Origin of the sequence: Romboutsia sp. MSSM.1001216sp_RTP31141st1_G3_RTP31141_220114 (genome assembly GCF_039031195.1) — a bacterium.
GTDB classification, from domain to species: domain Bacteria; phylum Bacillota; class Clostridia; order Peptostreptococcales; family Peptostreptococcaceae; genus Romboutsia_C; species Romboutsia_C hominis.
The window spans coordinates 16,168-41,918 of sequence record NZ_JBCIUO010000014.1 but is presented as its reverse complement, the minus strand read 5'-3'; the positions used below and the strand labels follow the sequence as shown (position 1 = coordinate 41,918).

Here is a 25,751-nt window from a genome sequence, read left to right as displayed (position 1 = left end):
TACTTATCAAAAGACCATTGTATACAAGATGCAGATGATATAATGGCTAGATATAAAATTTCTGGGGTACCTATAGTAGATGAAAATAATAAGTTAATAGGAATAATAACTAACAGAGATATAAAATTTGAAGATGATATGACTAAGAGTATAGAGGAAGCTATGACTAAAGAAAACTTAGTAACAGCTAAGGAAGGAATCGATTTAGTTGAAGCTCAACAAATACTTAAAAAGCATAAAATAGAAAAGCTACCTATAGTAGACGAAGAAGGTCGTTTAAAAGGATTAATAACTATAAAAGATATAGAAAAGAAAATACAATACCCGAATTCTGCTAAGGATGCTCATGGAAGACTTTTATGTGGTGCAGCTGTCGGAATAAGCGCAGACTTATTAGATAGAGTAGATGCATTAGTTAAGGCTAATGTAGATGTTATAGTATTAGATAGTGCACATGGACATTCAAAGGGAGTTATGGATGCAGTTAAAAAAGTAAAAAATGCTCATCCACAGCTTCAAGTTATAGCAGGAAATGTAGCAACACCAGAAGCAACAGAAGATTTAATAAAAGCTGGAGCAGACTGTGTAAAGGTTGGTATAGGACCAGGGTCAATATGTACTACAAGAGTAGTAGCAGGTATAGGGGTACCACAATTAACAGCTGTAATAGATTGTGCAGAAGTTGGTAAAAAATATGGAGTGCCTGTAATAGCAGATGGAGGAATTAAATTCTCAGGAGATATAGTTAAAGCATTAGCAGGTGGAGCAGCAGTATGTATGATGGGATCAATGTTTGCTGGAACTGAAGAAAGTCCAGGAGAAACAGTTCTTTATAGAGGTAGATCATACAAAACTTATAGAGGAATGGGCTCTATAGGGGCAATGGAAAGAGGATCAAAGGATAGATATTTCCAAAATGATGCTAAGAAATTAGTTCCAGAAGGTGTTGAAGGAATGGTTCCTTACAAAGGTAAAGCAGAAGATATAATATTCCAAATGATAGGTGGAATAAGAGCTGGTATGGGATACTGTGGAGCACCTACATTAAAAGATTTAGCAGATAATGCTCAATTTGTTAAGATAACAGCAGCATCTTTAAAAGAAAGTCATCCACATGATATAACAATAAGCAAAGAAGCACCAAACTATAGTATGCAAGGGGAGATATAATATGAAGCATGAATTAGTACTTGTTGTTGACTTCGGAGGTCAATACAATCAATTAATAGCAAGAAGAGTAAGAGAAAATAACGTATATTGTGAAATAATACCATATACGACTCCTATAGAGAAAATAAAAGAAAAAAATCCAAAGGGTATAATATTTACAGGAGGACCTAATAGTGCATATTTAGAAGATTCTCCTAAGATAGCTAAGGAAATATTTGAAATAGGTGTACCAATACTTGGAATATGCTATGGTATACAAGTAATGGCTCACATATTAGGTGGTAATGTAAGAAAAGGAAATACTAGTGAAAAAGAGTATGGAAAAACATCAATAACTTATGAAAAGTCAGCTATATTTGAAGGTATAACTACAAGTACAGTATGGATGAGTCATACAGACTTAATAGATGTTTTACCAGAAGGGTTCAAGTCAATAGCTTACACTGCTGATTGTCCAGTAGCAGCTATGGAAAATGCTGAACTGAACTTATATGGAGTGCAATTCCATCCAGAAGTTGAACATTGTTTAGAAGGAGATATGGTTCTTAAAAACTTCTTATACAATGTATGTAAGGTAAGTGGAGATTGGACAACAGATTCTTTCATATCAGATAAAATAAAAGAATTAAAGGAAACAATCGGAGATAAAAAAGTTTTATGTGCATTAAGTGGTGGAGTTGACTCATCAGTTGCTGCAGTACTTGTTCATAGAGCTATAGGAGATAACTTAACTTGTGTATTCGTTGACCATGGTTTACTTAGAAAAAATGAAGGTGACGATGTAGAAAGAATATTCAGAGATAAGTTTGACATGAACTTAATAAGAGTAAATTGTGAAGATAGATTCTTAGGAAAATTAAAAGGGATAACTGAACCAGAAGCTAAGAGAAAAATAATAGGTGAAGAATTCATAAGAGTATTCGAAGAAGAATCTTCAAAGTTAGGAAAAATGGACTTCTTAGTACAAGGAACTATATATCCAGACGTAGTAGAAAGTGGACATGGAGAAGCTGCTACTATAAAATCTCACCACAATGTAGGTGGAATACCTGAAGATATAGAGTTCCAAATAGTAGAACCATTAAGAGAATTATTCAAAGATGAAGTTAGAAAAATAGGTTTAGAACTTGGAATAGATGAAGCTTTAATATTCAGACATCCATTCCCAGGACCAGGTCTTGGTATAAGAGTTATAGGAGAAGTTACTAAAGAAAGATGTGATATCTTAAGAGAAGCTGATGCTATATATATGGATGAATTAAAAAAGGCTGGATTATACAAAGAAATATGGCAAGCATTCGCTACTTTACCAGATGTTAAAACTGTTGGAGTTATGGGTGATGAAAGAACTTATGCTTATTTAGTAGGTTTAAGAGCTGTTACATCTTCTGATGGAATGACTTCTGATTGGTATAAAATGCCATATGATGTTTTAGAGAAAATATCAAATAGAATAGTTAATGAAGTTGATGGAGCAAATAGAGTTGTTTATGATATAACTTCTAAGCCTCCAGGAACTATAGAGTGGGAATAAGATTATAATATAATTACTTCATATACACTTTACATTATAAAAATAAAAGGCTTATAGCCTTTTATTTTTATAAAACCATCGACAAAATATTACAGTATAAAATAAAAAATAATATAAAATTGAAAAAATTCTGAAATATTAATTGAAGGAGACGTATAAATGAAAGATACGATAAAAAATAGCAAAGGGAAGGTTAATGTTTTAGAAAATATATTTAAGCTTAGCGAAAATAATTCAAATGTTAAAACAGAAGTATTAGCAGGGATTACTACATTTATGACAATTGCATATATATTAGTTGTAAATCCTACAATACTAGGACAAGCAGGTATGGACAAGGGAGCTGTTTTTACAGCCACAGCAATAGCATCGGCAATAGGATGCTTAATAATGGGATTACTTGCTAATTACCCAATAATATTAGCGCCAAGTATGGGTATAAATGCATTCTTTACTTATACAGTAGTTTTAGGTATGGGATATAGTTGGCAATTTGCTTTATGTGCAATGTTTATAGAAGGTATCATATTTGTTTTATTAACAGTAACTAATATTAGAGAGAAAATCATAGAGTGTATGCCAGATGTTTTAAAACATGCTATAACAGCTGGAATAGGTTTATTTATAACATTTATCGGATTTGTTAATGCAGGAATAATCCAACAAGGTGGAGCCATTATATCTCTTGGAAATGTAAAGTCTCCAACAGTTATACTTGCTATAGTTGGCTTAATAATTGCTGCAACATTATTAATAAGAAAAGTAAATGGAGCATTCTTAATATCCATAATAATAACATCAATAATAGGTATGATATTTGCAATAGTTCCTATGCCCCAAGGAGTTATAGATGTACCACCATCTATACAACCAGTATTTATGAAAGTTTTTGAAGTAGGAAAATCAGATATTTTTAGCTTAGATATGTTAGTGATAGTATTAACTCTTTTATTTGTAAATATGTTTGACTCTATAGGATTTTTATTAGGTATAGCTGATAGAGCAAATTTAATAGATGAAAATGGAAATATGCCAGGGGTAAAAAAAGCATTATTAGCTGAATCAGTTTCAACTACTATATCTTCAGTGTTAGGGACATCTACACTTGCTACTACAGTAGAAAGTGGTGCTGGCATAGCCGTAGGTGGTAGAACTGGATTAACTGCAATTGTCACAGCAATACTATTTTTTATATCATTATTCTTTGCACCTTTATTTACATCAATACCAGCTCAAGCTACAGCTCCAGTACTTATACTAGTTGGGTTTATGATGGCAAGTTCTATAATTAGAATAAACTTTGATGATTTAACAGATGCAATACCAGCATTTATAACATTTATAGTAATGCCTTTATCGTATAGTGTTGCAGATGGGATAATGTTTGGGATAATATCTTATACAGTATTAAAATTATTATCAGGAAAAAAAGATGAAGCAAAAACATCCTTAATAATATTATCAATAGTATTTATATTAAAATTTGCACTACTATAAAATCAATAAATTAAGAATATAAATTAGATATACTAAGCAATATAGACATATATGAAAAAATACACTAGGAGGAAAAATATGAAATTCAAAAAAATAACAGCATTAAGTACAGCTATAATAGTAGCATCATTAAGTTTAGTTGGATGTGGTTCAGATTCAGCTAAGGGTGAAAAAGAAACTATAAAAGTAGGTATGGTAGCAGATGTTGGAGGAATAAATGATGAATCATTCAACCAATCAGCATATGAAGGTCTTAAGCAAGCTGAAAAAGAATTAGGTATAAAAGTAAAAGTTATAGAATCTAAACAAGCATCAGAATACATACAAAACATAGAAAGTGTCATAGATGAAGGTGTAGACTTAGTTATAGGTGTAGGAAACACTATGAAGGATGATATTAAGAAGGAAGCTGAAAGTTATCCAGATCAACAATTTGCAATAATCGATGAAACTTATGATGATATCCCAAAAAATGTAACACCAATACTATTTAAAGAAAATGAAGCAACATTCTTAGCAGGTCTTGTAGCAGGTAAGATGACTAAAACTAATAATGTAGGATTTTTAGGTGGTATGGAAAACCAAATAATATCAAGATTTGAAAATGGATTTAAGTACGGAGTAAAAACTGCAAATCCAAATGCTAATATAAATGTACAATATGCAGGTACATTTGGAGATGCAGCTAAAGGTAAATCAATAGCAAATCAAATGTATGGAAACAATACAGATATAATATTATCAGCAGCAGGAGCTACTGGATTAGGTGCTATAGAAGCAGCTAAAGAGAAAGATAAGTACGCTATAGGAGTAGATAGAGATCAAAGTAATTTAGCACCAAAAAATGTATTAACATCAGCTTTAAAGAAAGTTAATGTAGGTGTATATGATACAGTTAAAGAATTAGTAGAAGGTAAGTTAAAAGGTGGAGAAGAAAAAGTATACGGACTTAAGCAAGGTGGAGTTGGTATAGTAGAGAAAAAAGATGGATTAATCCCACAAGATGTATTAAACTATGTTAATGAAATGAAAGAAAAAGTTAAAAATGGAGAAATAAAAGTACCTGCAACTAAAGCAGAATACGAAAAAACTCAAGGATAAATCAAAAGCTAGAGCAAAATTATGCTCTAGCTTTTTTTCTTTAAAGAAGAAAGTACATTACACATAGTATTTATATCATCTTCACTTAAATCATCGAAGTTTTCCAACCTATTTACTATATCTAGTATAACCATGTCTTTATATTCATCTTTACTAAATCTAGCACCAATAACTACATCCTTTAGGCTATCTTGAAGGAGAGAATGATGTTTTTTATGTTTTTTATGATGATGCCTTATATTTTCCTTTTTAATAAAATATGTAGATAGCGTAGAAGTAAGCGAACCTATAAATCCTATACCAAATATCATAAGAATCGATGCTATTATTCTACCACAAAAAGTTTTAGGGCATATATATCCATATCCTACTGTTGTAACAGTAACTATACTCCACCAAAGAGAATCTCCAATATCCCAATTTTCAAAATAACTAATAGAAATAGAGCTTAGGAGTATTATTATAACGGCTATAAAAAGAGTATAACTAAAGTTATTGGTTCTTATTAAACGATAAAAATTGCTATTACTTCTTTTTATTATAGCTAATATTCTTAGCACCATGACTAACTTCAGTAAAAGTATATATTTTCCAACATGAAAATTACATAAGTTTGAGAAAAATATATATATTGTATGAAAAGGTATTATTGATACTAAATCTAATATATTATTTTTTATAAAAAGTTTCTTATTATCACTAGTAATAAATCTAGCTATATAATCTATAACAAATATTACCCATATGAAAAATTCTATATTTGAAAGAATTAACGAGGTTTTGGGGCTAATACTTATAGTTAATTGAATAATTAAAATACTAGCAATTAACAACGAAAGAAGTACCATAGTAACGTTGTAGAAAACTCGCTTTTTTCTTGTAATAACTAACAAAATAAAAACCTCCAATTTATATAAGTGATTTGAAATCAAACTATGATACTAATAATTCTAAGATATAAAAAATATAATGTCAAAATAAAGCCAATATATAAGAGTTAAAAATCTGATAGAAATAAGCGAAATATAGAACGTTTTAGAGTATATACTAGTAAAATATAATAAAAATTAACTAAAAATACGAACTTTAGAAATAAAAAATATAAAAAGGTTCAAAAAAACTATTGAAAAAATATGGACTATATAATATACTTACTAATGTAAGGTTAAGATAAAAACGAATTATTTATATAAGATATTATTATAAATTCGAAAATTGGGGAGGTACAAATGCAGTCAACTCAGACAATGAACAAGGGTGTTCTAGAAAAAGTATTTAAACTATCAGAACATAACACAAACGTAAAGACTGAAGTTATAGCAGGAATAACGACATTCATGACTATGGCATATATTTTAGTAGTAAACTCAAATATACTTGCAGATGCAGGTATGGATAAAGGTGCAGTATTTGCTGCAACAGCAATAGCAGCATTTATAGGAAGTTGTGCTATGGGATTATTAGCAAACTATCCAATAGGTTTAGCACCAGGTATGGGGCTTAATGCATTCTTTGCTTATACAGTAGTTTTAGGTATGGGATATAGTTGGCAGTTTGCTCTTTGTGCAGTATTAATAGAAGGAATTATATTTATATTACTTACAATAACTAATGTAAGAGAGAAAATAATAGATTGTATACCAACTGCTTTAAAACATGCAGTAACAGCAGGTATAGGATTATTTATAGCATTTATAGGATTATCGAATGCAGGAATAGTAGTTAACGGATCTACAATACTTGCACTAGGAAACTTAAAAGATCCATTAGTTTTATTAACTATATTTGGATTATTATTAACAGCAATACTAATAGCTAGAAATGTAAAGGGAGCATTCTTAGTGGCTATGCTTACTATATCTATTGTAGGAATGGTAGGTGGATTAGTTCATCCTCCAGAAGGTGTAGTATCGGCTGCACCATCATTAAAGCCAGTATTTATGCAAGCTTTCTCAGTTCCAATGGAACAAATATTTAGCTTTGATATGATAGTAGTTGTATTTACATTCTTATTTGTTGATTTATTTGATACAGTAGGATGTTTAGTAGGGGTTGCCTCAAAGGGAGATATGTTAGATGAAAATGGTAAGTTACCAAAAGCTAAACAAGCATTATTTGCAGATGCAATAGCTACTACAGCAGGAGCATTACTTGGAACATCTACAGTAACAGCTTATGTAGAAAGTGCGGCAGGTATAGGTGAAGGTGGAAGAACTGGATTAACAGCAGTAACTACAGGAATATTATTTTTACTAGCACTATTCTTTGCACCAGTATTTACAGCGATACCAACTCAAGCTACAGCTCCAGTACTTATATTAGTTGGAGTTATGATGGCAAGTTCATTAACTAAGATAGATTTTTCAGATTTTACAAATGCTATACCAGCATTCTTAACATTTGCTATGATGCCTCTTGCATATAGTATAGCTGATGGAATAATATTTGGTATAATATCATTTGTAGTTTTAAAGATAGCGACAAAAAGAACAAATGAAATAAATTTATCATTGATAATATTATCAATATTATTTATATGTAAGTTTATATTCTTATAAAATAACAAAAAGCCACTCAGTGAGTGGCTTTTTTATGTTAAGAAAGTTAGAGGTTAAATTAAAAATTAAATCTATTAATGCTATATATTACAATTTATTACAAATTGAGTAAAGTATAGTTAGAAATATAAATAAATGTTAAACTAAATATAAAAATATCTATGGGGAAAAGTCATATATAAAGGAGGAAAGATTTACTATGTTTGGAATAATAGTAAATATATTTTTAATAATGATGGGGATATATACTATATATTCAACAAATAGAGTAAGAAAGAATGGGGTTATACCATCTTCTAATTTTACGTTTAGTTGCATAGAAAAAATGAAAGATAATGAGGAATATAAAAAATACTACATAAAACTTAATTACACTATAGGATTTTTACTAATAATAGAAGGGATTATATTCACCATAGATAAATATTATAAGCTACCAGAGATGTTAATTCCGATTTTATTATTTTTATGTTTGATTTATATGTTTACTATTACATGGAAAACATTTAGTTTTCTTCCTAGTTATAAGAATAAAAATAGATAAAAATATAGCCACTTTTATATATAAAAGTGGCTATATTTTTATTTAAAATCTTAGATATTCTAATTCATTAGATATACTTATATTGAAAACATAAGATAAGCAAACCTCATTTAAGAAATCTTTTTTATCTTCGTCAGCTAATTTTATTAAATTAAGTTTTTGATGGTACATCATGACAAATCCTTTTAAATCTTGTATTTGATCAAATACATAATAATTAAGTCCTTTATTATCAATATTGTATTTAGATTTAACTATTTCGAATATTGTTCTGCCACCAAATAAATCTGCTAAATATCTAGTATATGCATGAGCAACTAATAAATTAGGATTTATTTTAGATAACTCATTTAATCTATTAACAAAGACCTTAGTTGAATCACAAATTTCCATTGAGTTAAATTTATCTCCTAATAAGAACTTAGAATCTTTTAGTAAAGACTCAGCTCTAAAAACTTCGGGAGTTATAAACTCTTTTAAAACTTCATTATCTTCATGTTTTCTTAAATTATCTTCTATAGCTTTATATACAAAGTAAAGGTTGTAGATATACTCACCATATGTTTCAATAGTAGCATTACCATCTACTAATCTTTTTATGAACCCTGTATTCTCTGCCATATCATGTAATTTTTTTGTGTCACTTTGAATTGTTTTTAGGAAATTCATATCCATAAAATCATCTTCTTTCTTCATAATTTTAATTATCTACTAAATTTATACCTAATAAGTAATAAGCTAAACCAAAATTATAAAAATTTTTATAATATAGACCGAAAAATGTTTAAAAATCAACTAAGTCGTTAGATAAATAAAGTAGAGGGTCTAATGAAAGATAATTTCATATAAAACATAATTTAATTATACATTTATCGAACAATATATAATTAAATTATGTAAATGATAATTAAATATCGAATTTAATCAACAAAAAACAAAATAAATACTTGAAAATATATGAATATTAATATAAAATTTAAATATAAAGTTCGAATTATAGTACGAATTAAATATATCGTATTTATAATAAAAAAACGGAGGGAATTTAAAATGAAAGTAGCAGTAGTTATGGGTTCCAAATCAGATTATCCTAAATTAGAAGAAGGAATAAATTTATTAGAAAAGTATGATGTAGAAGTAGTAGTTAGAGCTTTATCAGCACACAGAACGCCAAAGCAACTTATGAGTTTCTTAGAAGAAATAGAAGACAATACAGACGTAATAATAGCAGCAGCAGGAAAGGCAGCACATCTACCAGGGGTAATAGCATCTCATACATTAATACCTGTAATAGGTTTACCAATAAAATCATCTACTATGGATGGTTTAGATTCACTTTTATCAATAGTTCAAATGCCTAAGGGAATACCAGTAGCAACTGTGACTATAGACCTAGGGCTCAATGCAGCTTTAATGGCACTTCAAATAATGAGTATAAAATATCCAAAATTAAAAGAAGATTTAAAATTATATAGAGAAGAAATGGAAGCTAAAGTATTAGAAGATGATAAAAATTTTAGGGGGAATTAATTATGTTATTATACGAGGGAAAAGCTAAACAAATATATTCTACAGAAAATGAAAATGAGTACATAGTTCATTACAAGGATGATGCAACTGCATTTAATGGGGAAAAGAAAGCTGAAATATCATCAAAAGGGATATTAAATAATAAAATATCAACAATAATATTTGAAATGTTACACAAAGAACAAATCAAAACACACTTCATAAAAAACTTATCAGAAAGAGAAATGTTAGTCAAAAAAGTAGAAATTTTACCACTAGAAGTTATAGTAAGAAATATAACAGCAGGATCATTTTGTAAGAGATTTGGAATAGAAGAAGGGATAGTTTTAGAAGAACCAATATTTGAGCTATGCTACAAAAATGATGAATATGGTGACCCAATGCTAAATGATGATCATGCAGTAGCAATGAAGTTAGCAACTAGAGAAGAAATAGATTTTATAAGAAAAGAAACTTTAAAAATAAATGAAGTTATGAAAGATTTCTTCTTAAAGATGAATTTAAAGCTAGTAGATTTTAAGTTAGAGTTTGGAAAAGATAGCGAAGGAAATATAATTTTAGCCGATGAAATATCTCCTGACACTTGCAGACTATGGGATGTAAACACTAATGAAAAATTAGATAAAGATAGATTTAGAAGAGATTTAGGAGACCTTGTACAAGGATATGAAGAAGTCCTTGCAAGAATGAGTAATTAGGGGGATATAATATGTGCGGAATAGTAGGTATATATTCAAATAAAGATATATCTAAAGAATTATATTATTCTTTGTACTCTATGCAGCATAGAGGTCAAGAAAGTTGTGGTATAGCAGTAGTTGATAATGAAAAAATAAACTACAAAAAAGATATGGGATTAGTATCAGATGTGTTCAAGGAAAAAGACTTAGCAGAGTTAAAGGGAAATATGGGAATAGGACATGTAAGATATTCAACTGCTGGTGGAAGTTATATGGCAAACTGCCAGCCATTAGTTGGAAGTTGTAGAAAGAGAAAATTAGCCTTAGCTCATAATGGTAATTTGGTAAATGCAAATTATTTACGAGACATGTTAGAAGAAGATGGATATATGTTTCAAGCGAACTCTGATACGGAGGTAATTTTATACATACTTGCTAGATACTATAAAGGTGATATAGTAGAGAGTTTAAAAATAACAATGGATTATATAAAAGGTGCATATTCACTAGTAATAATGGGTGAAGATGAACTTGTAGCAGTTAGAGACCCTCATGGATTTAGACCATTAATATTAGGTAAGAAAGATGAAAAATTTATATTTGCATCTGAGGATTGTGCGATAGATATAATAGGTGGAGAAGTTATAAGAGATGTAGAGCCAGGAGAAATAATAGTTATAAAAAATGGTGAAATGAAATCTTATTTTTACTCTGAAAATTATAAAACAGTGAAAAGAAGTTGTATATTTGAACACATATACTTTGCTAGAAATGATGCAACTATAGATAATGTAAACGTATATAATTTTAGGATTAAATGTGGAGAAATATTAGCTAAGGATGATAAAGTTAAAGCTGATATAGTTGTTCCGGTTCCAGATTCGGGATGGGCAGGGGCAATAGGATATTCCAATGCTAGTGGGCTACCTGTGAGCGAAGGATTAGTTAAAAATAGATATGTGGGGAGAACATTTATAAAACCTACTCAAGAAGAACGAGAAATTGGAGTAAAGATAAAGCTTAATCCATTATCAAGTGTAGTCAAAGGAAAATCATTAATACTCGTAGATGACTCAGTAGTTAGGGGAACTACTTCAAAGGCAATAGTAAAATCTCTAAAAGATGCAGGAGCAAGTGAGATTCACCTTAGAATAACATCACCCCCAGTTAAGTATTCTTGTTACTATGGAATAGATACACCAAACCGTTCGAAATTAATAGCATCACAAAATGATGTAGAAGGAATTAAAGAATATATAGGATGTGATTCATTAGAATTCTTAGAAATTGAAGGAATGCTAGAGGCAACTGGACAAAAATCTAAATTCTGTAAAGCTTGTTTTGATGGAGATTATCCAGTTAAGAAAATAGATAGGGAGGAATTACTTTCATGTTAACATATAAGCAATCTGGAGTAGATATAGATGAGGGAAATAGAGCAGTAGATCTTATAAAAGGAAAGATAAAATCTACCTATGACAGCAATGTAATAGGAGATTTAGGAAACTTTAGTGGATTATATAGTTTAAAAGATTTTACAACTATGAAAGAACCAGTGTTGCTATCATCTACAGATGGAGTTGGAACAAAATTAAAGCTAGCCCAAATGTTAGATAAACATGATACGGTTGGAATAGATTTAGTTGCAATGTGTGTTAATGACTTAATATGTCAAGGGGCAAAGCCATTATTTTTCTTAGATTATATAGCTACTGGAAAATTAGTTGCAGAGAAAGTAGAACAGATAGTTTCGGGTATAGCAAAAGGATGTAAGATGGCAGGATCTGCACTTATAGGTGGAGAAACAGCTGAAATGCCAGGTATGTATTCTGATGATGAATATGATTTAGCAGGATTCTCAGTTGGAATAGCTGACAAAGAAAAAATAGTATCTGGTAAAAATGTTAAAAATGGAGATGTGCTTATAGGGATATCATCAAGTGGAGTTCATAGCAATGGATATTCTTTTATAAGAAAGATTTTTTTAGATACATATAATTATAAATTAGAACAGTACATAGAAGAATTAGGGATGACTTTAGGAGAGTCACTTTTAACTCCTACTAAAATATATGTAAAGTTAGTTTTAGATTTAATAAATAAATTTGAAATAAAATCTATAGCTCATATAACAGGTGGAGGAGTTATAGAGAATATACCTAGAGTTATACCAAAAGATTTAGGTATAGATATTAAGAAGGATTCATGGGAAAAACCTCCTATATTCAAAATGATAGAAGGATTTAATTCTATAGAAGAAAGAGAACTTCATAAGAGTTTTAATATGGGAATTGGATTAGTGCTAGTTGTAGATAGTGAAAGAGCAAAAGAAGTTGTAAATTATATAAATACTAAAGATCAAGAAATAAATATAGATGAAAAATATAAGGGACTGATGAAAGATAAAGCATATATAATAGGAAACGTTGTAGACACTCATGAAGGAGTAAGTCTATGTTAAACATAGGAGTATTAGTATCTGGTGGAGGGACTAATTTACAATCAATCATTGATGGAACTAAATTTGGAAACATCAAAGGTAATGTTAATGTTGTAATATCAAACAACGAGAATGCCTATGCTCTACAAAGAGCAAAGCATAACAATATAGATGCAATATATGAAACTAATGAAGATAAAATTATAGAAATATTAAAAGAGCATAAAGTTGATTTGGTAGTTTTAGCAGGATATTTAAAAATAATAAGTCCTAAGTTTGTATCAGAATTTAGAAATAAGATTATAAATATTCATCCATCATTAATACCTTCATTTTGTGGAGAAGGATATTATGGAGAAAAGGTGCATCAAGCTGTCATAGATTATGGGGTTAAATTTACAGGAGCAACAGTTCATTTTGTCGATGAGGTTGCAGATAATGGACCAATAATAATGCAAAAAACAGTTGAAGTTAAGCAAGATGATGATGCTAAAACATTATCTAAAAGAGTATTAGAAGTTGAGCATAAAATATTAAATGAAAGTATAAGGTTGTTCTGTGAAAATAAATTAAGTATTCAGGGTAGGAGAGTGTTTATAAATGAGTAAAAGAGCATTAATAAGTGTGACAGATAAGAGTGGAGTAGTAGAATTTGCTAGAGAATTAAATAATCTAGGTTATGAAGTTATTTCTACAGGTAATACATTTAAAACACTAGTAGAAAATGGAGTAGATGCTCTAACTATAGAAGATGTAACAAAATTTCCTGAAATGTTAGATGGAAGAGTTAAAACATTAAATCCATATATACATGGAGGAATACTTTATAAAAGGGATGAAAAATCTCATGTTGATACAGTAAATGAGTATAATATAGGCTCAATAGATTTAGTAGTAGTTAATTTATATGACTTTGAAGGAACTTTAAAGGCAGGTAAAAGCCATGAACAGATGATAGAGAATATAGATATTGGTGGACCATCTATGATACGTTCGGCAGCTAAAAATTATAAATATGTAACAATAGTAGTAGATATAGATGATTACGACATGATAATAGAAAAACTAAAAAATGATGATTTAAATTTAGAAGATAGAAAAAAATTAGCATATAAGGCTTTCTCTACAACGGCTAGATATGATTCGCTTATATCAACTTACTTCGCAGAGAAAGTAGGAGCTACTTATCCTGAGATATTGAACTTAACATTTCAAAAAGAAGAAACTTTAAGATATGGAGAAAATCCACACCAAAATGGTGTTTTATATACTCAATCTAATGCTAAAAATTCAATATTAAATTATGAACAATTAAATGGAAAAGAACTTTCATTTAATAATATAAATGATTTACATGGATGTTTAGAAGTAATGAGAGAATTTAAAGATAGTAAAGAAGTTGTTAGTGTAGCTATTAAACATACTAATCCATGCGGAGTAGGAGTAGGAAAAGATAGTTTAGAAGCTTACAAAAAATGTTATGAGGCTGACAAAGTATCTATATTTGGTGGAATAGTAGGAATAACTTCTACTGTTGATGCTGAAACTGCAAAGATGATGAATAATATATTTTTAGAAATAGTAGTAGCATATGACTATACAGAAGAAGCCTTGGATGTATTAAGACAAAAGAAAAACCTTAGAGTTTTAAAATTAACTAGAATAGAAAAGAGTTTACAACCATATGATATGAAATATCTTGATGGAAAATTATTGATACAAGATAGAAATAATACTTTAGCACAAAAAAGTGAAGTAGTGACAGATGCTAAACCAAGTGAAATTCAATTAAAAGACATGGAGTTTGGTATGAGAGTAGTTAAAAATATGAAGTCAAATGCAATAGCTATAGTTAAAGATGGTCAAACTTTAGCTCTAGGATGTGGCCAAACTTCAAGAATATGGGCATTAAAAAATGCTCTAGAAAATAATAATGATAAAGACTTCAAAGGAGCAATCCTTGCATCAGATGCATTTTTCCCATTTAGTGACTGTGTAGAATTAGCACATGAATATGGAATAGATGCGATAGTTCAGCCAGGTGGTTCTATGAAAGACCAAGATTCTATAGATGCTTGTAATAAAAATCAAATGACTATGGTGTTTACAGGAATAAGACATTTTAAACACTAGGGGGGAAACTATGAAGGTACTAATTATAGGTGGTGGCGGTAGAGAACACGCTATAGCTTGGAAATTAAGTAAAGAAAAAGGTATAGAAAAAATATACTGCGCTCCAGGAAATGCAGGGATTTCAGATGTAGCTCAGTGTATAGATATAAACGATAGTGATATAGATAAACTTTTAGTATTTGCTAAAGAAAATAAGATAGATTTAACGATAGTAGGACCAGAAGTACCACTTGTAAAAGGAATTGTAGATGAATTTGAAAAGTGTGGACTTAGAATATTTGGACCGAATAAAGAATGTGCTAAGCTTGAAGGAAGTAAGGCTTTTTCTAAAGACTTTATGGTAAGACATAATATACCTACTGCAAAATATAAAGAGTACATAAATATAGAAGATGCTATAAATGAGATAGACACTTTTGGATATCCAGTAGTAATAAAGGCTGATGGATTAGCTGCTGGAAAAGGTGTTGTTATACCACAAAATAGAGAAGAAGCAATACAGACTTTATATGAAATGATGAGTGACAAAAAGTTTGGAGAAGCTGGAAATAAAATAGTTGTAGAAGAGTTTTTAAAAGGCATAGAAACATCAATATTAGCTTTTGTAGATAATAATACTATAGTTCCTATGGTAAGTGCAAAAGATCACAAAAAAGTATACAACAATGAAGAAGGCCCTAATACTGGTGGAATGGGAACCTTCTCTCCAAGTGAAATATATACAGATAAAGTAGCTAAGGAAATAGAAAAGGAAGTATTGTTAAAAACTTTAGAAGGATTCAAAAAAGATGGATTAGATTACAAAGGTATATTATTTATAGGTCTTATGATAACTGAAGAAGGTGCTAAAGTCCTTGAATATAATGTAAGATTTGGAGATCCGGAGACTCAATCAGTATTATTTAGACTAGAAACTGATTTAAATAAGATAATGAAAGCTATATTAGATAATAAGCTAAATGAAATAAACATAACTTATAAAAAAGAAGAGGCTGTTTGTGTTATGCTTACATCTGGTGGATACCCAGAAAGCTATGAAAAAGGAAAAGCTATAGAAGGTCTTAATGAATTAGATGATGATATAGTAGTGTTTCATAGCGGGACTAAGTTCACAGATGGAAAGTTAGTAACCAACGGTGGTAGAGTGTTAGGCATAACCTCTAGTGCACCTACTGTAGAAGAGGCAGCAAAAAAAGTTTATGAAAATATTAAAAGGGTAAATTTTGAAGGAATGCACTATAGAAAAGATATAGGAATAATACTGTGCGAAGAATTAAGTTAAAGATATTTTTAAATCATAATAAGATAACTTCTAGTATGTTATATGTGTTAAGTATAACATACTAGAAGTTATTAGATATAATTTAAAAAATCTACAATTATATATTCATATACTTTAGATATTTTAATTAGAGGTTTTATATTTGAATACATGGTAGCTTTAAAAACTAATTCGTTGACAGGTTACTTAAATTTTAAGAACAAATAAGATTTAAATAATGTATTAATGAATTAATCAATGTAGTAAAAATCTAATTTTATAAAAGGGAGATAAGATATGTTAGATACTATAAGTTTAGAGTCAAGTGTTAGAAGAATATTTGTAGAAAAAAGGCCAGGATTCGATTTTGAAGCTAAAGCTTTAAAAAAGGATTTAATAGAAAGCTTACATATAAAGGGAATAGAAAGTATAAGAATTTTAAATAGATATGATATAGAAGGAATAGATTATGAAGTATATAAAAAAGTAGCTCAAACAGTATTCTCAGAGCCAAATTTAGATATTGTTTATCATGAAACATTAGATGTTACAAATAGTGATGAAACAAAGGAAAGAATATTTGCTATAGAATATTTGCCAGGGCAGTATGACCAAAGAGGGGATTGGGCAAGTCAATGTATTCAAATAGTCAATCAAGGAATAAGACCAACTATAAATACAGCTAAAGTATATATATTTAGTGGAAATATAAGTGATGAAAATTTTAATAGAATAAAAGAATATTGTATAAATCCTGTAGATAGTAGAGAGGCATCATTAGAAAAGCCAGAGTCATTAAAAATAGAAAGTGAAATACCCATAGAAGTAGAAGTGCTAAATGGATTTATAGAATTAACAATAGATGGACTAAAAGAGTTTTTAAATAGTAATGGATTAGCAATGACATTAGCTGATTTAGAACATATACAAAATTATTTTAGAGATACAGAAAAAAGAAATCCAACCATAACGGAAATAAAAGTACTAGATACATATTGGTCAGATCATTGTAGACATACTACTTTTATGACAGAAATAGAAGATGTAAAAATAGAAGATGGTAAATATACAGATATAGTAAAAGAAGCTTATGATATGTATCTTAATTCAAGAAATAAGGTTTATGTAGATAGACAAAAAGATGTATGTCTAATGGATATAGCGACAATAGCTATGAAAGAATTAAGAAAAGATGGTAAGTTAGAAGATTTAGATGTAAGTGAAGAAATAAATGCTTGTAGCATAAACGTAGATGTTGAGATAGATGGTAAAGTCGAACCATACTTAGTAATGTTTAAAAACGAAACACACAATCATCCAACAGAGATAGAGCCTTTTGGTGGATCAGCTACATGCTTAGGTGGAGCAATAAGAGACCCATTATCAGGAAGAAGCTATGTATATCAAGCAATTCGTGTTACAGGAAGTGCAGACCCTAGAACAACCTTAGAAAATACACTACCTGGAAAGCTTATGCAAAGAAAAATAACTCGTGATGCAGCTCATGGATATAGTTCCTATGGTAACCAAATAGGATTAACAACAGGCCAAGTTGCTGAAGTCTATGATGAGGACTTTGTTGCTAAAAGAATGGAAATAGGTGCAGTTATAGCAGCAGTTCCAAAGGAAAATGTAATTAGAGAAACTCCAAAAAGTGGAGATATAGTAATACTTCTTGGAGGAAAAACAGGAAGAGATGGATGTGGAGGAGCAACAGGCTCATCTAAAGAGCATAGTGAAAAATCTTTAACTACTTGTAGTGCTGAAGTTCAAAAAGGAGATGCTCCAAATGAAAGAAAAATACAAAGATTCTTCAGAAACAAAGAAGTAGCTCAAATGATAAAAAGATGTAACGACTTTGGAGCTGGCGGAGTTTGCGTTGCTATAGGAGAGGTTGCAGATAGCATAGATATTAATTTAAATTTAGTTCCTAAAAAATATGATGGACTTGACGGTACTGAAATAGCTATATCAGAGTCTCAAGAACGTATGGCAGTAGTTGTTGAATCTAAAAATAAAGAAAAATTTATAGAATTAGCAAGAAAAGAAAATTTAGAGGCTACTCATGTAGCTACAGTTACAGACAGTGGATATATGAGAATGTTCTGGAATGACAAAGCGATAGTAAATATAAGTAGAAACTTCCTAGAAACTAATGGGGTTAAACAGACTACAAAAGTACATGTAGATAAGGTAGATGAAGAAAAGCCATACTTTAGAAGTATAAAAAATGAAGAAATTTGTGAGTTAGCAACAGGTGAAGATATAAGTATAAAAGAAAGATTTATAAATGTATTATCAGATTTAAATGTATGCTCACAAAAAGGATTAGTTGAAAGATTTGATAACACAATAGGTTCAAATACAGTATTAATGCCATTTGGAGGAAAGTATCAAGCAACACCAGCTCAAGGTATGGTAGCAAAAATACCTGTACTTGGTGGAGAAACTAATACATCGACTATAATGACTTATGGATATAATCCAAAGATAGGAAAATGGAGTCCATTCCATGGAGCACTATATGCAGTAGTAGAATCTGTGTGTAAAGTTGTGGCTATTGGGGGTAACTATAGTTCGATTAGGCTTACTTTACAAGAATATTTCGAAAAGCTTGGGGATAACCCAACTAAATGGGGCAAACCATTTGCAGCACTTTTAGGTGCATATTATGCCCAAAATAGACTAGAAATAGCTGCAATAGGTGGAAAAGACAGTATGTCTGGAACATTTAAAGATATAAATGTTCCACCAACATTAGTATCATTTGCTGTTGATACTGTGGATGCAGAAAAGGTAGTATCTTCAGAGTTTAAGAAAAGTAATTCACAAGTTATTATGTTATGCACAGATAAACTAGAAAATGGTGTGGTTAACTTTGATTTACTAAAGAAAAATTTAAATAAAGCAAAAGAACTTATACACAATAAGCAGGTATTATCAACATATGCACTAGGAGGTGGTGGGATAAGTGAAGCTATAAGTAAGATGGCATTTGGTAATAAAATAGGATTTAAATTTGAACAAGGAGTTACGAACCTATTTGAAACAGGGTATGGAAATATAATTTTCGAATTATCTCAAAATGATTTAAGTATATTAGAAGGATATAATTATATAGTTCTAGGTACTACAATAGAAGAAGAAAAAATATTTATTGAAAATGAAGAAATATGTTTAGATGAATTATATAAAGCTCATTGTAATACTTTAGAGTCTATATTCCCAACAAAATCAGTAGAAATAAAAGGTAAAGTAGAAACTATAAGTTTTACTTCTCAAGATAAATATAAAAAATCTTCTATAACAGTTGCTAAGCCAAGGGTATTTATACCTACATTCCCGGGAACAAACTGTGAATATGATTCAGCTAGTGCATTTGAAAAAGCTGGAGCGAAGGCAAATATAGAAGTATTTAGGAACTTAACATATAAAGACATAGAAGAATCTATAGATACTATAGTAAAAGAAATACGAAAGTCTCAGATAATAATGTTACCTGGAGGATTTAGTGCAGGTGATGAACCAGACGGTTCTGGCAAATTTATAGCTACAGTATTTAGAAATGAGAGAGTAAAAGAAGCTGTAAATGAATTTTTAACTAAACAAGATGGATTAATGCTAGGAATATGTAATGGATTCCAAGCTCTTATAAAACTTGGATTAGTGCCATATGGTGAAATAAGGGATACATCAGTAGATGCACCAACACTTACTTACAATGATATAGGAAGGCATCAAGCTAAAGTGGTAAGAACAAGAATAGCATCAAACAAATCGCCTTGGTTATCAGGTACAGAGGTAGGAGATACTCATAGTATAGCAATATCTCATGGAGAAGGTAAATTTGTAGCTAGTGAAGAAGTTATGAAAGAGTTAATAGCTAATGGACAAATAGCTACTCAATATGTAGATTTTGACAACAATCCTACTTATGATATAGAGTTTAATCCAAATGGTTCATTCTATGCAGTAGAAGGAATAACTAGTGTTGATGGAAGAATACTTGGTAAGATGGGTCACTCTGAAAGAGTTGGTAACCATGTAATGAAAAATATATTAGGAGAAAAAGAACAAAGAATATTTGAAAGTGGAGTAAATTACTTTAAATAAAATATAGAAAATAGACTATCTAAGCTTTTAAATAGTCTATTTTTATTTGAATTAAAATGGTTGAATTATACAAAGCAAATATACATAGTATAATGAATTGCTGAATTAGTTTAAATGTGATCAGATATAGAAATTAAAATAAATTAATAAAAAATTTATTTTAAATTTGTAAAACCATATATAAACACCATGTTAATATTAGTTAAAAATAAAATTATTACAGTTTGAAAATATTCTATAAATCTATATAACAAGGTGCTATAATTATGCAAAGGAAATTGAAAATTAAAAAATGTTAAAGCTATAGAAATAGGTTCTAAATAGCCTTATCTGTAGCTATTTATAGTGAAATTAAAGGGGGAAAAATAAGGAGATGAAAATAGAACAAGTTCTAAATGTGCCAATACATAAAGTATGGGCAAAATTTGTAATTGCATCAGTTATTGGTGTTGTACTAAATACTATTTATACTATGGTAGATGGTATATTTGTAGGTCAGGGAGTGGGAGAGGTAGGTCTTGCAAGCGTTAATATAGTTTGGCCAGCCGTAACTGTTATAGTTGGAACAGGTCTTATGATAGGGATTGGGTCAAGTAGCATAATTGCTATACATATTGGAAAACAAGATAAAGAAAGTGCTCAAAAGTGTTTAGGAACATCTGTAACATCTATAGTACTAATAGGCTCTATAATTATGATTTTAGGGTTTATGTTTAGAGAACCGATACTTAAGATGCTAGGTGCAGAAAAAGATACTATAGAAAATGCAAGAGAATATTATAGTGTAATTTACTTAATAACCATACCATATTTGTTTTCAACAGCGTTAAATCCAATAGTAAGAGCAGATGGTAGACCGCAGCTATCAATGATGATGATAGGAATAGGTGCTATTTGTAATATCATATTAGACTGGATATTTGTTATGAAACTTGGATATGGGGTTAAGGGTGCCGCTATGGCAACTAGTGCCAGTATATTTATATCAACTGTTGTATCATTATACTACTTTGTAAAAGGGAACTCTAATATAAAGATTAAGAAAGAGTATCTAAAAATAGATGTAAGTATATTAAAAGAAATACTTAAAATAGGATTTGTAAGTTTTGCAATACAGTTATCATATGGAATAATATTATTTGTTCAAAATAAAACAATGTACTTATATGGAAATACAGTAGATGTTGCTATATATACAGTTGCAACTTATATTAATTGCTTCTTAGTTAATACTTGCATGGGTATATCACAAGGTCTACAACCTCTTATAGGGTATCATTATGGAGCGAACAAAATAAAAAGAATGAGACAATTACTATATATAACTATTGGGGTATGTGCAATAGGTGGAACATTAGTATATATAGGCATTAACTCATTTGGAAGAGAACTTATACAAATATTTGGAATAAGTAGTGAAAATATAGAATTTGCATATAGCGAAATATTAATATATTGTTTAGGAAGCCCTGCTATAGGTATCATATTTGCGATGAGTGGATATTATCAAGCAATAGGAAAAAATATATATGCTAACATATTGTCAATAGGAAGGGGATTTTTGTTTCAGTTTATATTAACAATGATTTTACCTCCAATAATAGGTGTTAGAGGAGTTTTCTTATCATTACCTTTAGCTGAACTAATTACGTTAACTATACTAGGTATGATTTTAACAATTGAGAAATATAAAAATCACAAGTCATTTAAGTATAAAAATTCAAATTTAGAGCAAATAATGTAGTCATAGTAAATATGATTGAACATTTAAATTTAAAAGAATAATGGTTAACAGACACGAATGTTAAAATATAAAAAAGGAGAGTTTTACTCTCCTTTTTTATATTTTATTTCATCTCTTTAAAGTCTATATGTAAGAACAAATCTTTTACACTATCTACTTGAACATCTGTAATAATGCAATTGTATACTTTGTTATTTAGATTTAGTTGAATATAACCATCATGATTCTTAGAATCTATTAATCTAGTGAAATCTGTTTTATATACTGAAATAGGTATGCTTTTATCTAATTTGTTTCCATATATAACACCTGGAATATAGCCTTTACTTCTTATAGATTTAGTTTTTTCATTTAAATCCCTAACAAATACATTTAACATAGTATCCCCCTTATATTGATAATAATCTTAGGCTTGTTTACCTTTAATTAATACTATTAAGGATATAATATTTTTATTCATAAAATTTAGTATAAAAACAATTAAGAATACCCATTTTTAAATAAGCAATAAGTGATAACATGTTTGGTATAAATGGAGTAAGGAAATATATATAATATAAAATATTTTTATGATCTAATATATTTAATATATGTAGAAATATAAAAATCATTATTTTATAATATTATTTAGGTAGTAATAAGCAGGGGGAGAGGGGTAATGTTATTAAAAACCGAGAAAGAAGATACACAAACTAGTAATAATATAATAATGGATAATATACCATTTCCAATATGGATAAAAAATTTAGATGGAAAATTAATTGCCACGAACAAGGCATTTAAACATATATACAACTTTAGAAATAATGAAGATATAAGTGTAATAAATAACAAATGTTTAGAGTGTAGCAACAATGATATATGTAATGAAGATTTTAAGTCTGTAATTATGACTAAAGAGCCTAAGAATTTTGAAGTATGCATAAATGGTAAATTTAGTCAGTGTTATGTTACGCCTTATATAAATGAATACGAAGAAATAATAGGTGTAATGGGTATGTTAATAGATATAACACCTTTAAAGGAAGAACAAAGTAAATTAGAAGAGAGAGAAAATATATTAAGAACAATAATAGATACATTGCCGCAATACATTTTCTATAAAGATAGAGACAGTAAATATATAGGGTATAACAAAAAATGGAAAGAACATTATGATGCACTAGGAATAGGAAGTATGATAGGAAAGAATGATATTGAAACACAAACTGTATCTGAAGAAGTAGCTAGGGGATTTATGGAAGAAGATAAAGCAATAATAGAAAGTAAAAAGATGAAAGTGGTCGAGCGAAGAATCAACGGTCAAGATGGTAGAGAAATAATAGAAGAAACTATAAAAGTACCTGTGATAGATGAACAAGGTCAAGTATGGGGAATAGTAGGTATATCTAGTGATGTTACTGAAAAAACAGAACTAAAAGAAAAACTAATGAAACTTAGCTTTACAGATAGTTTAACAGGGGTATACAATAGAGCTTGTTTTGAGGAGAAAAAAGAAGAATTAAATAATATCGAACATCTTCCTATAGGAGTTATAATGGGAGATGTTAATGGTTTAAAAGTTATAAATGATACATTTGGTCATCTTGAAGGAGATAGATTATTAAAGGAAATGGCTAAGATATTAAAAAGTGTAACTAGAGAGGAAGACTTCATATTTAGGTGGGGTGGCGATGAATTTGTTATACTTATACCAAATTGTGATGAACAAAAATGTGAAGAAGTGATATCTAAAATAATTGATGAATGTGAAAAAGGTGACTTTAATCTTATTGACATGAGTATTTCTTTAGGATCATCTATAAAAAATTGTTTAGGTGAAGATATTTATACAAATCTACAAGAAGCAGAAGAAAAGTTATATAGACAAAAGCTTTTAAATTCTAAAAGTGTAAGAAATTCCATAATATTTTCATTAAATAAATCTCTTCAAGAAAAAAATTTAGAAACTGAACAACATACTCAAAGACTAACAAATTATGCAATTAAAATAGGAAAAAGGTTAGGATTTACAACTGCTCAATTAGATGAACTAGAATTAGTAACAAAGTTACATGATATAGGAAAAATAGGTATTAGTGAAGAGATACTCTTAAAAAAAGGAAAATTAACTGAAGATGAATTTAATATAATAAAATCTCATACAGAAAAAGGATACAGAATACTTCAAACATCAAGTGAACTATCACATGTTGCTATAGGTATTCTCGCACATCACGAAAGATATGATGGTAAAGGGTATCCACTGGGTCTTAGAGGAGAAGAAATTCCTATTATGGCTAGAATAGTAAATATAGTAGATTCTTATGATGCTATGACTAATGATAGAGGATATAATATAGTAAAAAATAAAGAAGATGCTATAAAAGAAATGATGTATTGTAGAGGTACCCAATTTGATCCTAAGATTACAGATATATTTATAGATATAATAAGCAAAGAAAAATAAAAGTATAGTAATACATAAAGTCAAAGATATATATACTTTAACTAAGATTAATATATCTTGGAGGAGTATAAAATGAGAATGTATACAAGAAAAAAAGGCCACAAAAAAGGTTCAGAAAGTAGTGTACCAAATGTACTCGCATTTACAGTAATAAGGAACTTTTTAACAGATAATAGTTATAAGGATATGAGAAAAGAGTATTTTATAAATAACTTAAGCAGCAATCAAGTAAATCAAGCTATGAAGGACATAAAGTGGTTATTTAAGGAATATAAAGGGCTAGATGTAGTTACAATTGAAGATACTTTTGGTGATACAAATAAATTTATATTATGAGTATTTAGATACAAATATTATCAAATAATAATCTAGAGTAAGCTAGTAGATAATTTCTGCTAGCTTATTTTAAAATATACAAAAAAGGTTTATTATATAAGATATAAATACATAGGAGATAATATAATGATTGTTGGAGTTATATCAGATACACATGGACTTTTGAGAAAAGAAGTGTTAGCTAACTTAAAAAATTGTAATCTTATAATTCATGCAGGTGATATAGGAAATATAAAATTACTCAGAGATTTAGAAAATATAGCTAAAGTAAAGGCAGTAAGAGGTAATTGCGATAAAGATATAGATATAGAAAGTTTAGATATCAAGGAAAAAGAAATATTAAATGTATTAGGTAAAAAAATATATTTAATACATAATATAAAAGATAAAGATATAGACTTAAAGAATCAGGATTTTGATATCGTTATATATGGTCATTCCCATAAATTATCTATAACTAAAGAAAGAAATACAATATATATAAATCCGGGATCAGTAGGGCCAAAAAGGTTTAAGCTACCTACTACTATGGTAAAATTATATATAGATTCTAACGAGAAAGTTTTAAATATAATAGATAATGAATTAATAAAATTTGAAGATATATATGTAGAAATTATAAATATCTAAAAGTAAATTAAATAAACTATTAGAGAGGATA

Annotated in this window: 21 protein-coding genes; 18 read left to right on the top strand and 3 right to left on the bottom strand. The window is 29.1% G+C overall.

All coding sequences use genetic code 11. The features are described from left to right. From guaB to ABCP60_RS13510, 4 genes are all read left to right on the top strand, one after another. Positions 1 to 1,170: IMP dehydrogenase (gene guaB / locus ABCP60_RS13525; protein WP_343101880.1), on the top strand; the 1,170-nt coding region annotated here is incomplete at its 5' end. Position 1,171: 1 nt separating this feature from the next. Then, positions 1,172 to 2,704 carry a glutamine-hydrolyzing GMP synthase gene (guaA, locus tag ABCP60_RS13520; RefSeq protein WP_092922026.1) on the top strand — a complete coding sequence of 511 codons (1,533 nt, stop codon included), beginning with the start codon at positions 1,172 to 1,174 and terminating at the stop codon, positions 2,702 to 2,704. 159 nt (positions 2,705 to 2,863) lie between these two features. Then, positions 2,864 to 4,201, top strand: coding sequence for an NCS2 family permease (locus ABCP60_RS13515; protein WP_343101879.1), 1,338 nt, complete (start codon positions 2,864 to 2,866; stop codon positions 4,199 to 4,201). A 78-nt stretch (positions 4,202 to 4,279) separates the two neighbouring features. Further along, positions 4,280 to 5,302: a BMP family ABC transporter substrate-binding protein gene (locus tag ABCP60_RS13510; protein ID WP_092922031.1), complete on the top strand. Its 1,023-nt coding sequence runs from the start codon at positions 4,280 to 4,282 to the stop codon at positions 5,300 to 5,302. Positions 5,303 to 5,328: 26 nt separating this feature from the next. Here ABCP60_RS13510 and ABCP60_RS13505 read toward each other — a convergent pair whose 3' ends face one another. Beyond that, on the bottom strand, positions 5,329 to 6,195 hold the full coding sequence (locus ABCP60_RS13505) for a potassium channel family protein (RefSeq protein WP_195238497.1): 867 nt from the start codon (positions 6,193 to 6,195) through the stop codon (positions 5,329 to 5,331). Between the two features lie 336 nt (positions 6,196 to 6,531). On the opposite strand from ABCP60_RS13505, the gene ABCP60_RS13500 reads away from it, so the two are divergent. Then, complete coding sequence (locus ABCP60_RS13500) at positions 6,532 to 7,860, top strand: NCS2 family permease (protein WP_343101878.1); 1,329 nt, start codon at positions 6,532 to 6,534, stop codon at positions 7,858 to 7,860. A 199-nt stretch (positions 7,861 to 8,059) separates the two neighbouring features. Next, the gene (locus ABCP60_RS13495) at positions 8,060 to 8,404 is read left to right on the top strand and encodes a hypothetical protein (RefSeq protein WP_092922040.1); all 345 of its coding nucleotides are present in this window, start codon (positions 8,060 to 8,062) and stop codon (positions 8,402 to 8,404) included. A gap of 42 nt (positions 8,405 to 8,446) precedes the next feature. Here ABCP60_RS13495 and ABCP60_RS13490 read toward each other — a convergent pair whose 3' ends face one another. After that, positions 8,447 to 9,100 (bottom strand): biliverdin-producing heme oxygenase, encoded by a 654-nt coding sequence (locus ABCP60_RS13490; RefSeq protein ID WP_240275501.1) that lies wholly within the window; start codon positions 9,098 to 9,100, stop codon positions 8,447 to 8,449. Between the two features lie 354 nt (positions 9,101 to 9,454). On the opposite strand from ABCP60_RS13490, the gene purE reads away from it, so the two are divergent. The 9 genes from purE (at position 9,455) to ABCP60_RS13445 (ending at position 22,305) form a co-directional block, all read left to right on the top strand. Beyond that, the gene (gene purE, locus ABCP60_RS13485) at positions 9,455 to 9,934 is read left to right on the top strand and encodes a 5-(carboxyamino)imidazole ribonucleotide mutase (RefSeq protein ID WP_092922043.1); all 480 of its coding nucleotides are present in this window, start codon (positions 9,455 to 9,457) and stop codon (positions 9,932 to 9,934) included. 2 nt (positions 9,935 to 9,936) lie between these two features. Continuing rightward, positions 9,937 to 10,632 (top strand): phosphoribosylaminoimidazolesuccinocarboxamide synthase, encoded by a 696-nt coding sequence (purC, locus tag ABCP60_RS13480; protein ID WP_176579624.1) that lies wholly within the window; start codon positions 9,937 to 9,939, stop codon positions 10,630 to 10,632. 11 nt (positions 10,633 to 10,643) lie between these two features. Beyond that, entirely contained in the window at positions 10,644 to 12,011 is a 1,368-nt protein-coding gene (gene purF, locus ABCP60_RS13475; protein WP_092922049.1) for an amidophosphoribosyltransferase, read from the top strand. Beyond that, on the top strand, positions 12,005 to 13,075 hold the full coding sequence (purM, locus tag ABCP60_RS13470; RefSeq protein ID WP_166506079.1) for a phosphoribosylformylglycinamidine cyclo-ligase: 1,071 nt from the start codon (positions 12,005 to 12,007) through the stop codon (positions 13,073 to 13,075). The genes purF and purM overlap by 7 nt, the downstream gene beginning before the upstream one ends. Then, positions 13,069 to 13,662, top strand: a complete 594-nt coding sequence (gene purN, locus ABCP60_RS13465; protein ID WP_343101877.1) for a phosphoribosylglycinamide formyltransferase — start codon at positions 13,069 to 13,071, stop codon at positions 13,660 to 13,662. Before purM ends, purN begins: the two co-directional genes overlap by 7 nt. Beyond that, positions 13,655 to 15,187 carry a bifunctional phosphoribosylaminoimidazolecarboxamide formyltransferase/IMP cyclohydrolase gene (gene purH / locus ABCP60_RS13460; protein ID WP_343101876.1) on the top strand — a complete coding sequence of 511 codons (1,533 nt, stop codon included), beginning with the start codon at positions 13,655 to 13,657 and terminating at the stop codon, positions 15,185 to 15,187. The genes purN and purH overlap by 8 nt, the downstream gene beginning before the upstream one ends. A gap of 10 nt (positions 15,188 to 15,197) precedes the next feature. After that, the gene (purD, locus tag ABCP60_RS13455; RefSeq protein ID WP_343101875.1) at positions 15,198 to 16,469 is read left to right on the top strand and encodes a phosphoribosylamine--glycine ligase; all 1,272 of its coding nucleotides are present in this window, start codon (positions 15,198 to 15,200) and stop codon (positions 16,467 to 16,469) included. A gap of 276 nt (positions 16,470 to 16,745) precedes the next feature. Further along, the gene (locus tag ABCP60_RS13450; protein WP_343101874.1) at positions 16,746 to 20,561 is read left to right on the top strand and encodes a phosphoribosylformylglycinamidine synthase; all 3,816 of its coding nucleotides are present in this window, start codon (positions 16,746 to 16,748) and stop codon (positions 20,559 to 20,561) included. Positions 20,562 to 20,934: 373 nt separating this feature from the next. Then, a complete protein-coding gene (locus ABCP60_RS13445; RefSeq protein ID WP_343101873.1) occupies positions 20,935 to 22,305 on the top strand; it encodes an MATE family efflux transporter in 1,371 nt (456 codons plus the stop codon). Between the two features lie 103 nt (positions 22,306 to 22,408). On the opposite strand, the gene ABCP60_RS13440 is transcribed toward ABCP60_RS13445, so the two are convergent. Continuing rightward, positions 22,409 to 22,684, bottom strand: a complete 276-nt coding sequence (locus ABCP60_RS13440; RefSeq protein WP_092922079.1) for a hypothetical protein — start codon at positions 22,682 to 22,684, stop codon at positions 22,409 to 22,411. 279 nt (positions 22,685 to 22,963) lie between these two features. Between ABCP60_RS13440 and ABCP60_RS13435 the strand changes: the two genes are divergently transcribed. The 3 genes from ABCP60_RS13435 (at position 22,964) to ABCP60_RS13425 (ending at position 25,720) form a co-directional block, all read left to right on the top strand. After that, entirely contained in the window at positions 22,964 to 24,754 is a 1,791-nt protein-coding gene (locus ABCP60_RS13435; RefSeq protein ID WP_343101872.1) for an HD domain-containing phosphohydrolase, read from the top strand. Positions 24,755 to 24,826: 72 nt separating this feature from the next. Next, complete coding sequence (locus ABCP60_RS13430) at positions 24,827 to 25,090, top strand: hypothetical protein (protein ID WP_092922082.1); 264 nt, start codon at positions 24,827 to 24,829, stop codon at positions 25,088 to 25,090. Between the two features lie 126 nt (positions 25,091 to 25,216). Further along, positions 25,217 to 25,720 carry a metallophosphoesterase family protein gene (locus ABCP60_RS13425; protein ID WP_092922085.1) on the top strand — a complete coding sequence of 168 codons (504 nt, stop codon included), beginning with the start codon at positions 25,217 to 25,219 and terminating at the stop codon, positions 25,718 to 25,720. Positions 25,721 to 25,751 lie beyond the last annotated feature (31 nt).

Bases quoted from the DNA above. Each gene is read 5' to 3' on its own strand.
- purM (WP_166506079.1), top strand. From the start codon at position 12,005: ATGTTAACATATAAGCAATCTGGAGTAGATATAGATGAGGGAAATAGA.
- ABCP60_RS13440 (WP_092922079.1), bottom strand. From the start codon at position 22,684: ATGTTAAATGTATTTGTTAGGGATTTAAATGAAAAAACTAAATCTATA.
- ABCP60_RS13435 (WP_343101872.1), top strand. From the start codon at position 22,964: ATGTTATTAAAAACCGAGAAAGAAGATACACAAACTAGTAATAATATA.
- purE (WP_092922043.1), top strand. From the start codon at position 9,455: ATGAAAGTAGCAGTAGTTATGGGTTCCAAATCAGATTATCCTAAATTA.
- ABCP60_RS13515 (WP_343101879.1), top strand. From the start codon at position 2,864: ATGAAAGATACGATAAAAAATAGCAAAGGGAAGGTTAATGTTTTAGAA.
- ABCP60_RS13490 (WP_240275501.1), bottom strand. From the start codon at position 9,100: ATGAAGAAAGAAGATGATTTTATGGATATGAATTTCCTAAAAACAATT.
- purC (WP_176579624.1), top strand. From the start codon at position 9,937: ATGTTATTATACGAGGGAAAAGCTAAACAAATATATTCTACAGAAAAT.
- ABCP60_RS13430 (WP_092922082.1), top strand. From the start codon at position 24,827: ATGAGAATGTATACAAGAAAAAAAGGCCACAAAAAAGGTTCAGAAAGT.
- ABCP60_RS13500 (WP_343101878.1), top strand. From the start codon at position 6,532: ATGCAGTCAACTCAGACAATGAACAAGGGTGTTCTAGAAAAAGTATTT.
- guaA (WP_092922026.1), top strand. From the start codon at position 1,172: ATGAAGCATGAATTAGTACTTGTTGTTGACTTCGGAGGTCAATACAAT.
- purD (WP_343101875.1), top strand. From the start codon at position 15,198: ATGAAGGTACTAATTATAGGTGGTGGCGGTAGAGAACACGCTATAGCT.
- ABCP60_RS13510 (WP_092922031.1), top strand. From the start codon at position 4,280: ATGAAATTCAAAAAAATAACAGCATTAAGTACAGCTATAATAGTAGCA.
- ABCP60_RS13425 (WP_092922085.1), top strand. From the start codon at position 25,217: ATGATTGTTGGAGTTATATCAGATACACATGGACTTTTGAGAAAAGAA.
- purF (WP_092922049.1), top strand. From the start codon at position 10,644: ATGTGCGGAATAGTAGGTATATATTCAAATAAAGATATATCTAAAGAA.
- ABCP60_RS13450 (WP_343101874.1), top strand. From the start codon at position 16,746: ATGTTAGATACTATAAGTTTAGAGTCAAGTGTTAGAAGAATATTTGTA.
- ABCP60_RS13445 (WP_343101873.1), top strand. From the start codon at position 20,935: ATGAAAATAGAACAAGTTCTAAATGTGCCAATACATAAAGTATGGGCA.
- ABCP60_RS13495 (WP_092922040.1), top strand. From the start codon at position 8,060: ATGTTTGGAATAATAGTAAATATATTTTTAATAATGATGGGGATATAT.
- purN (WP_343101877.1), top strand. From the start codon at position 13,069: ATGTTAAACATAGGAGTATTAGTATCTGGTGGAGGGACTAATTTACAA.
- purH (WP_343101876.1), top strand. From the start codon at position 13,655: ATGAGTAAAAGAGCATTAATAAGTGTGACAGATAAGAGTGGAGTAGTA.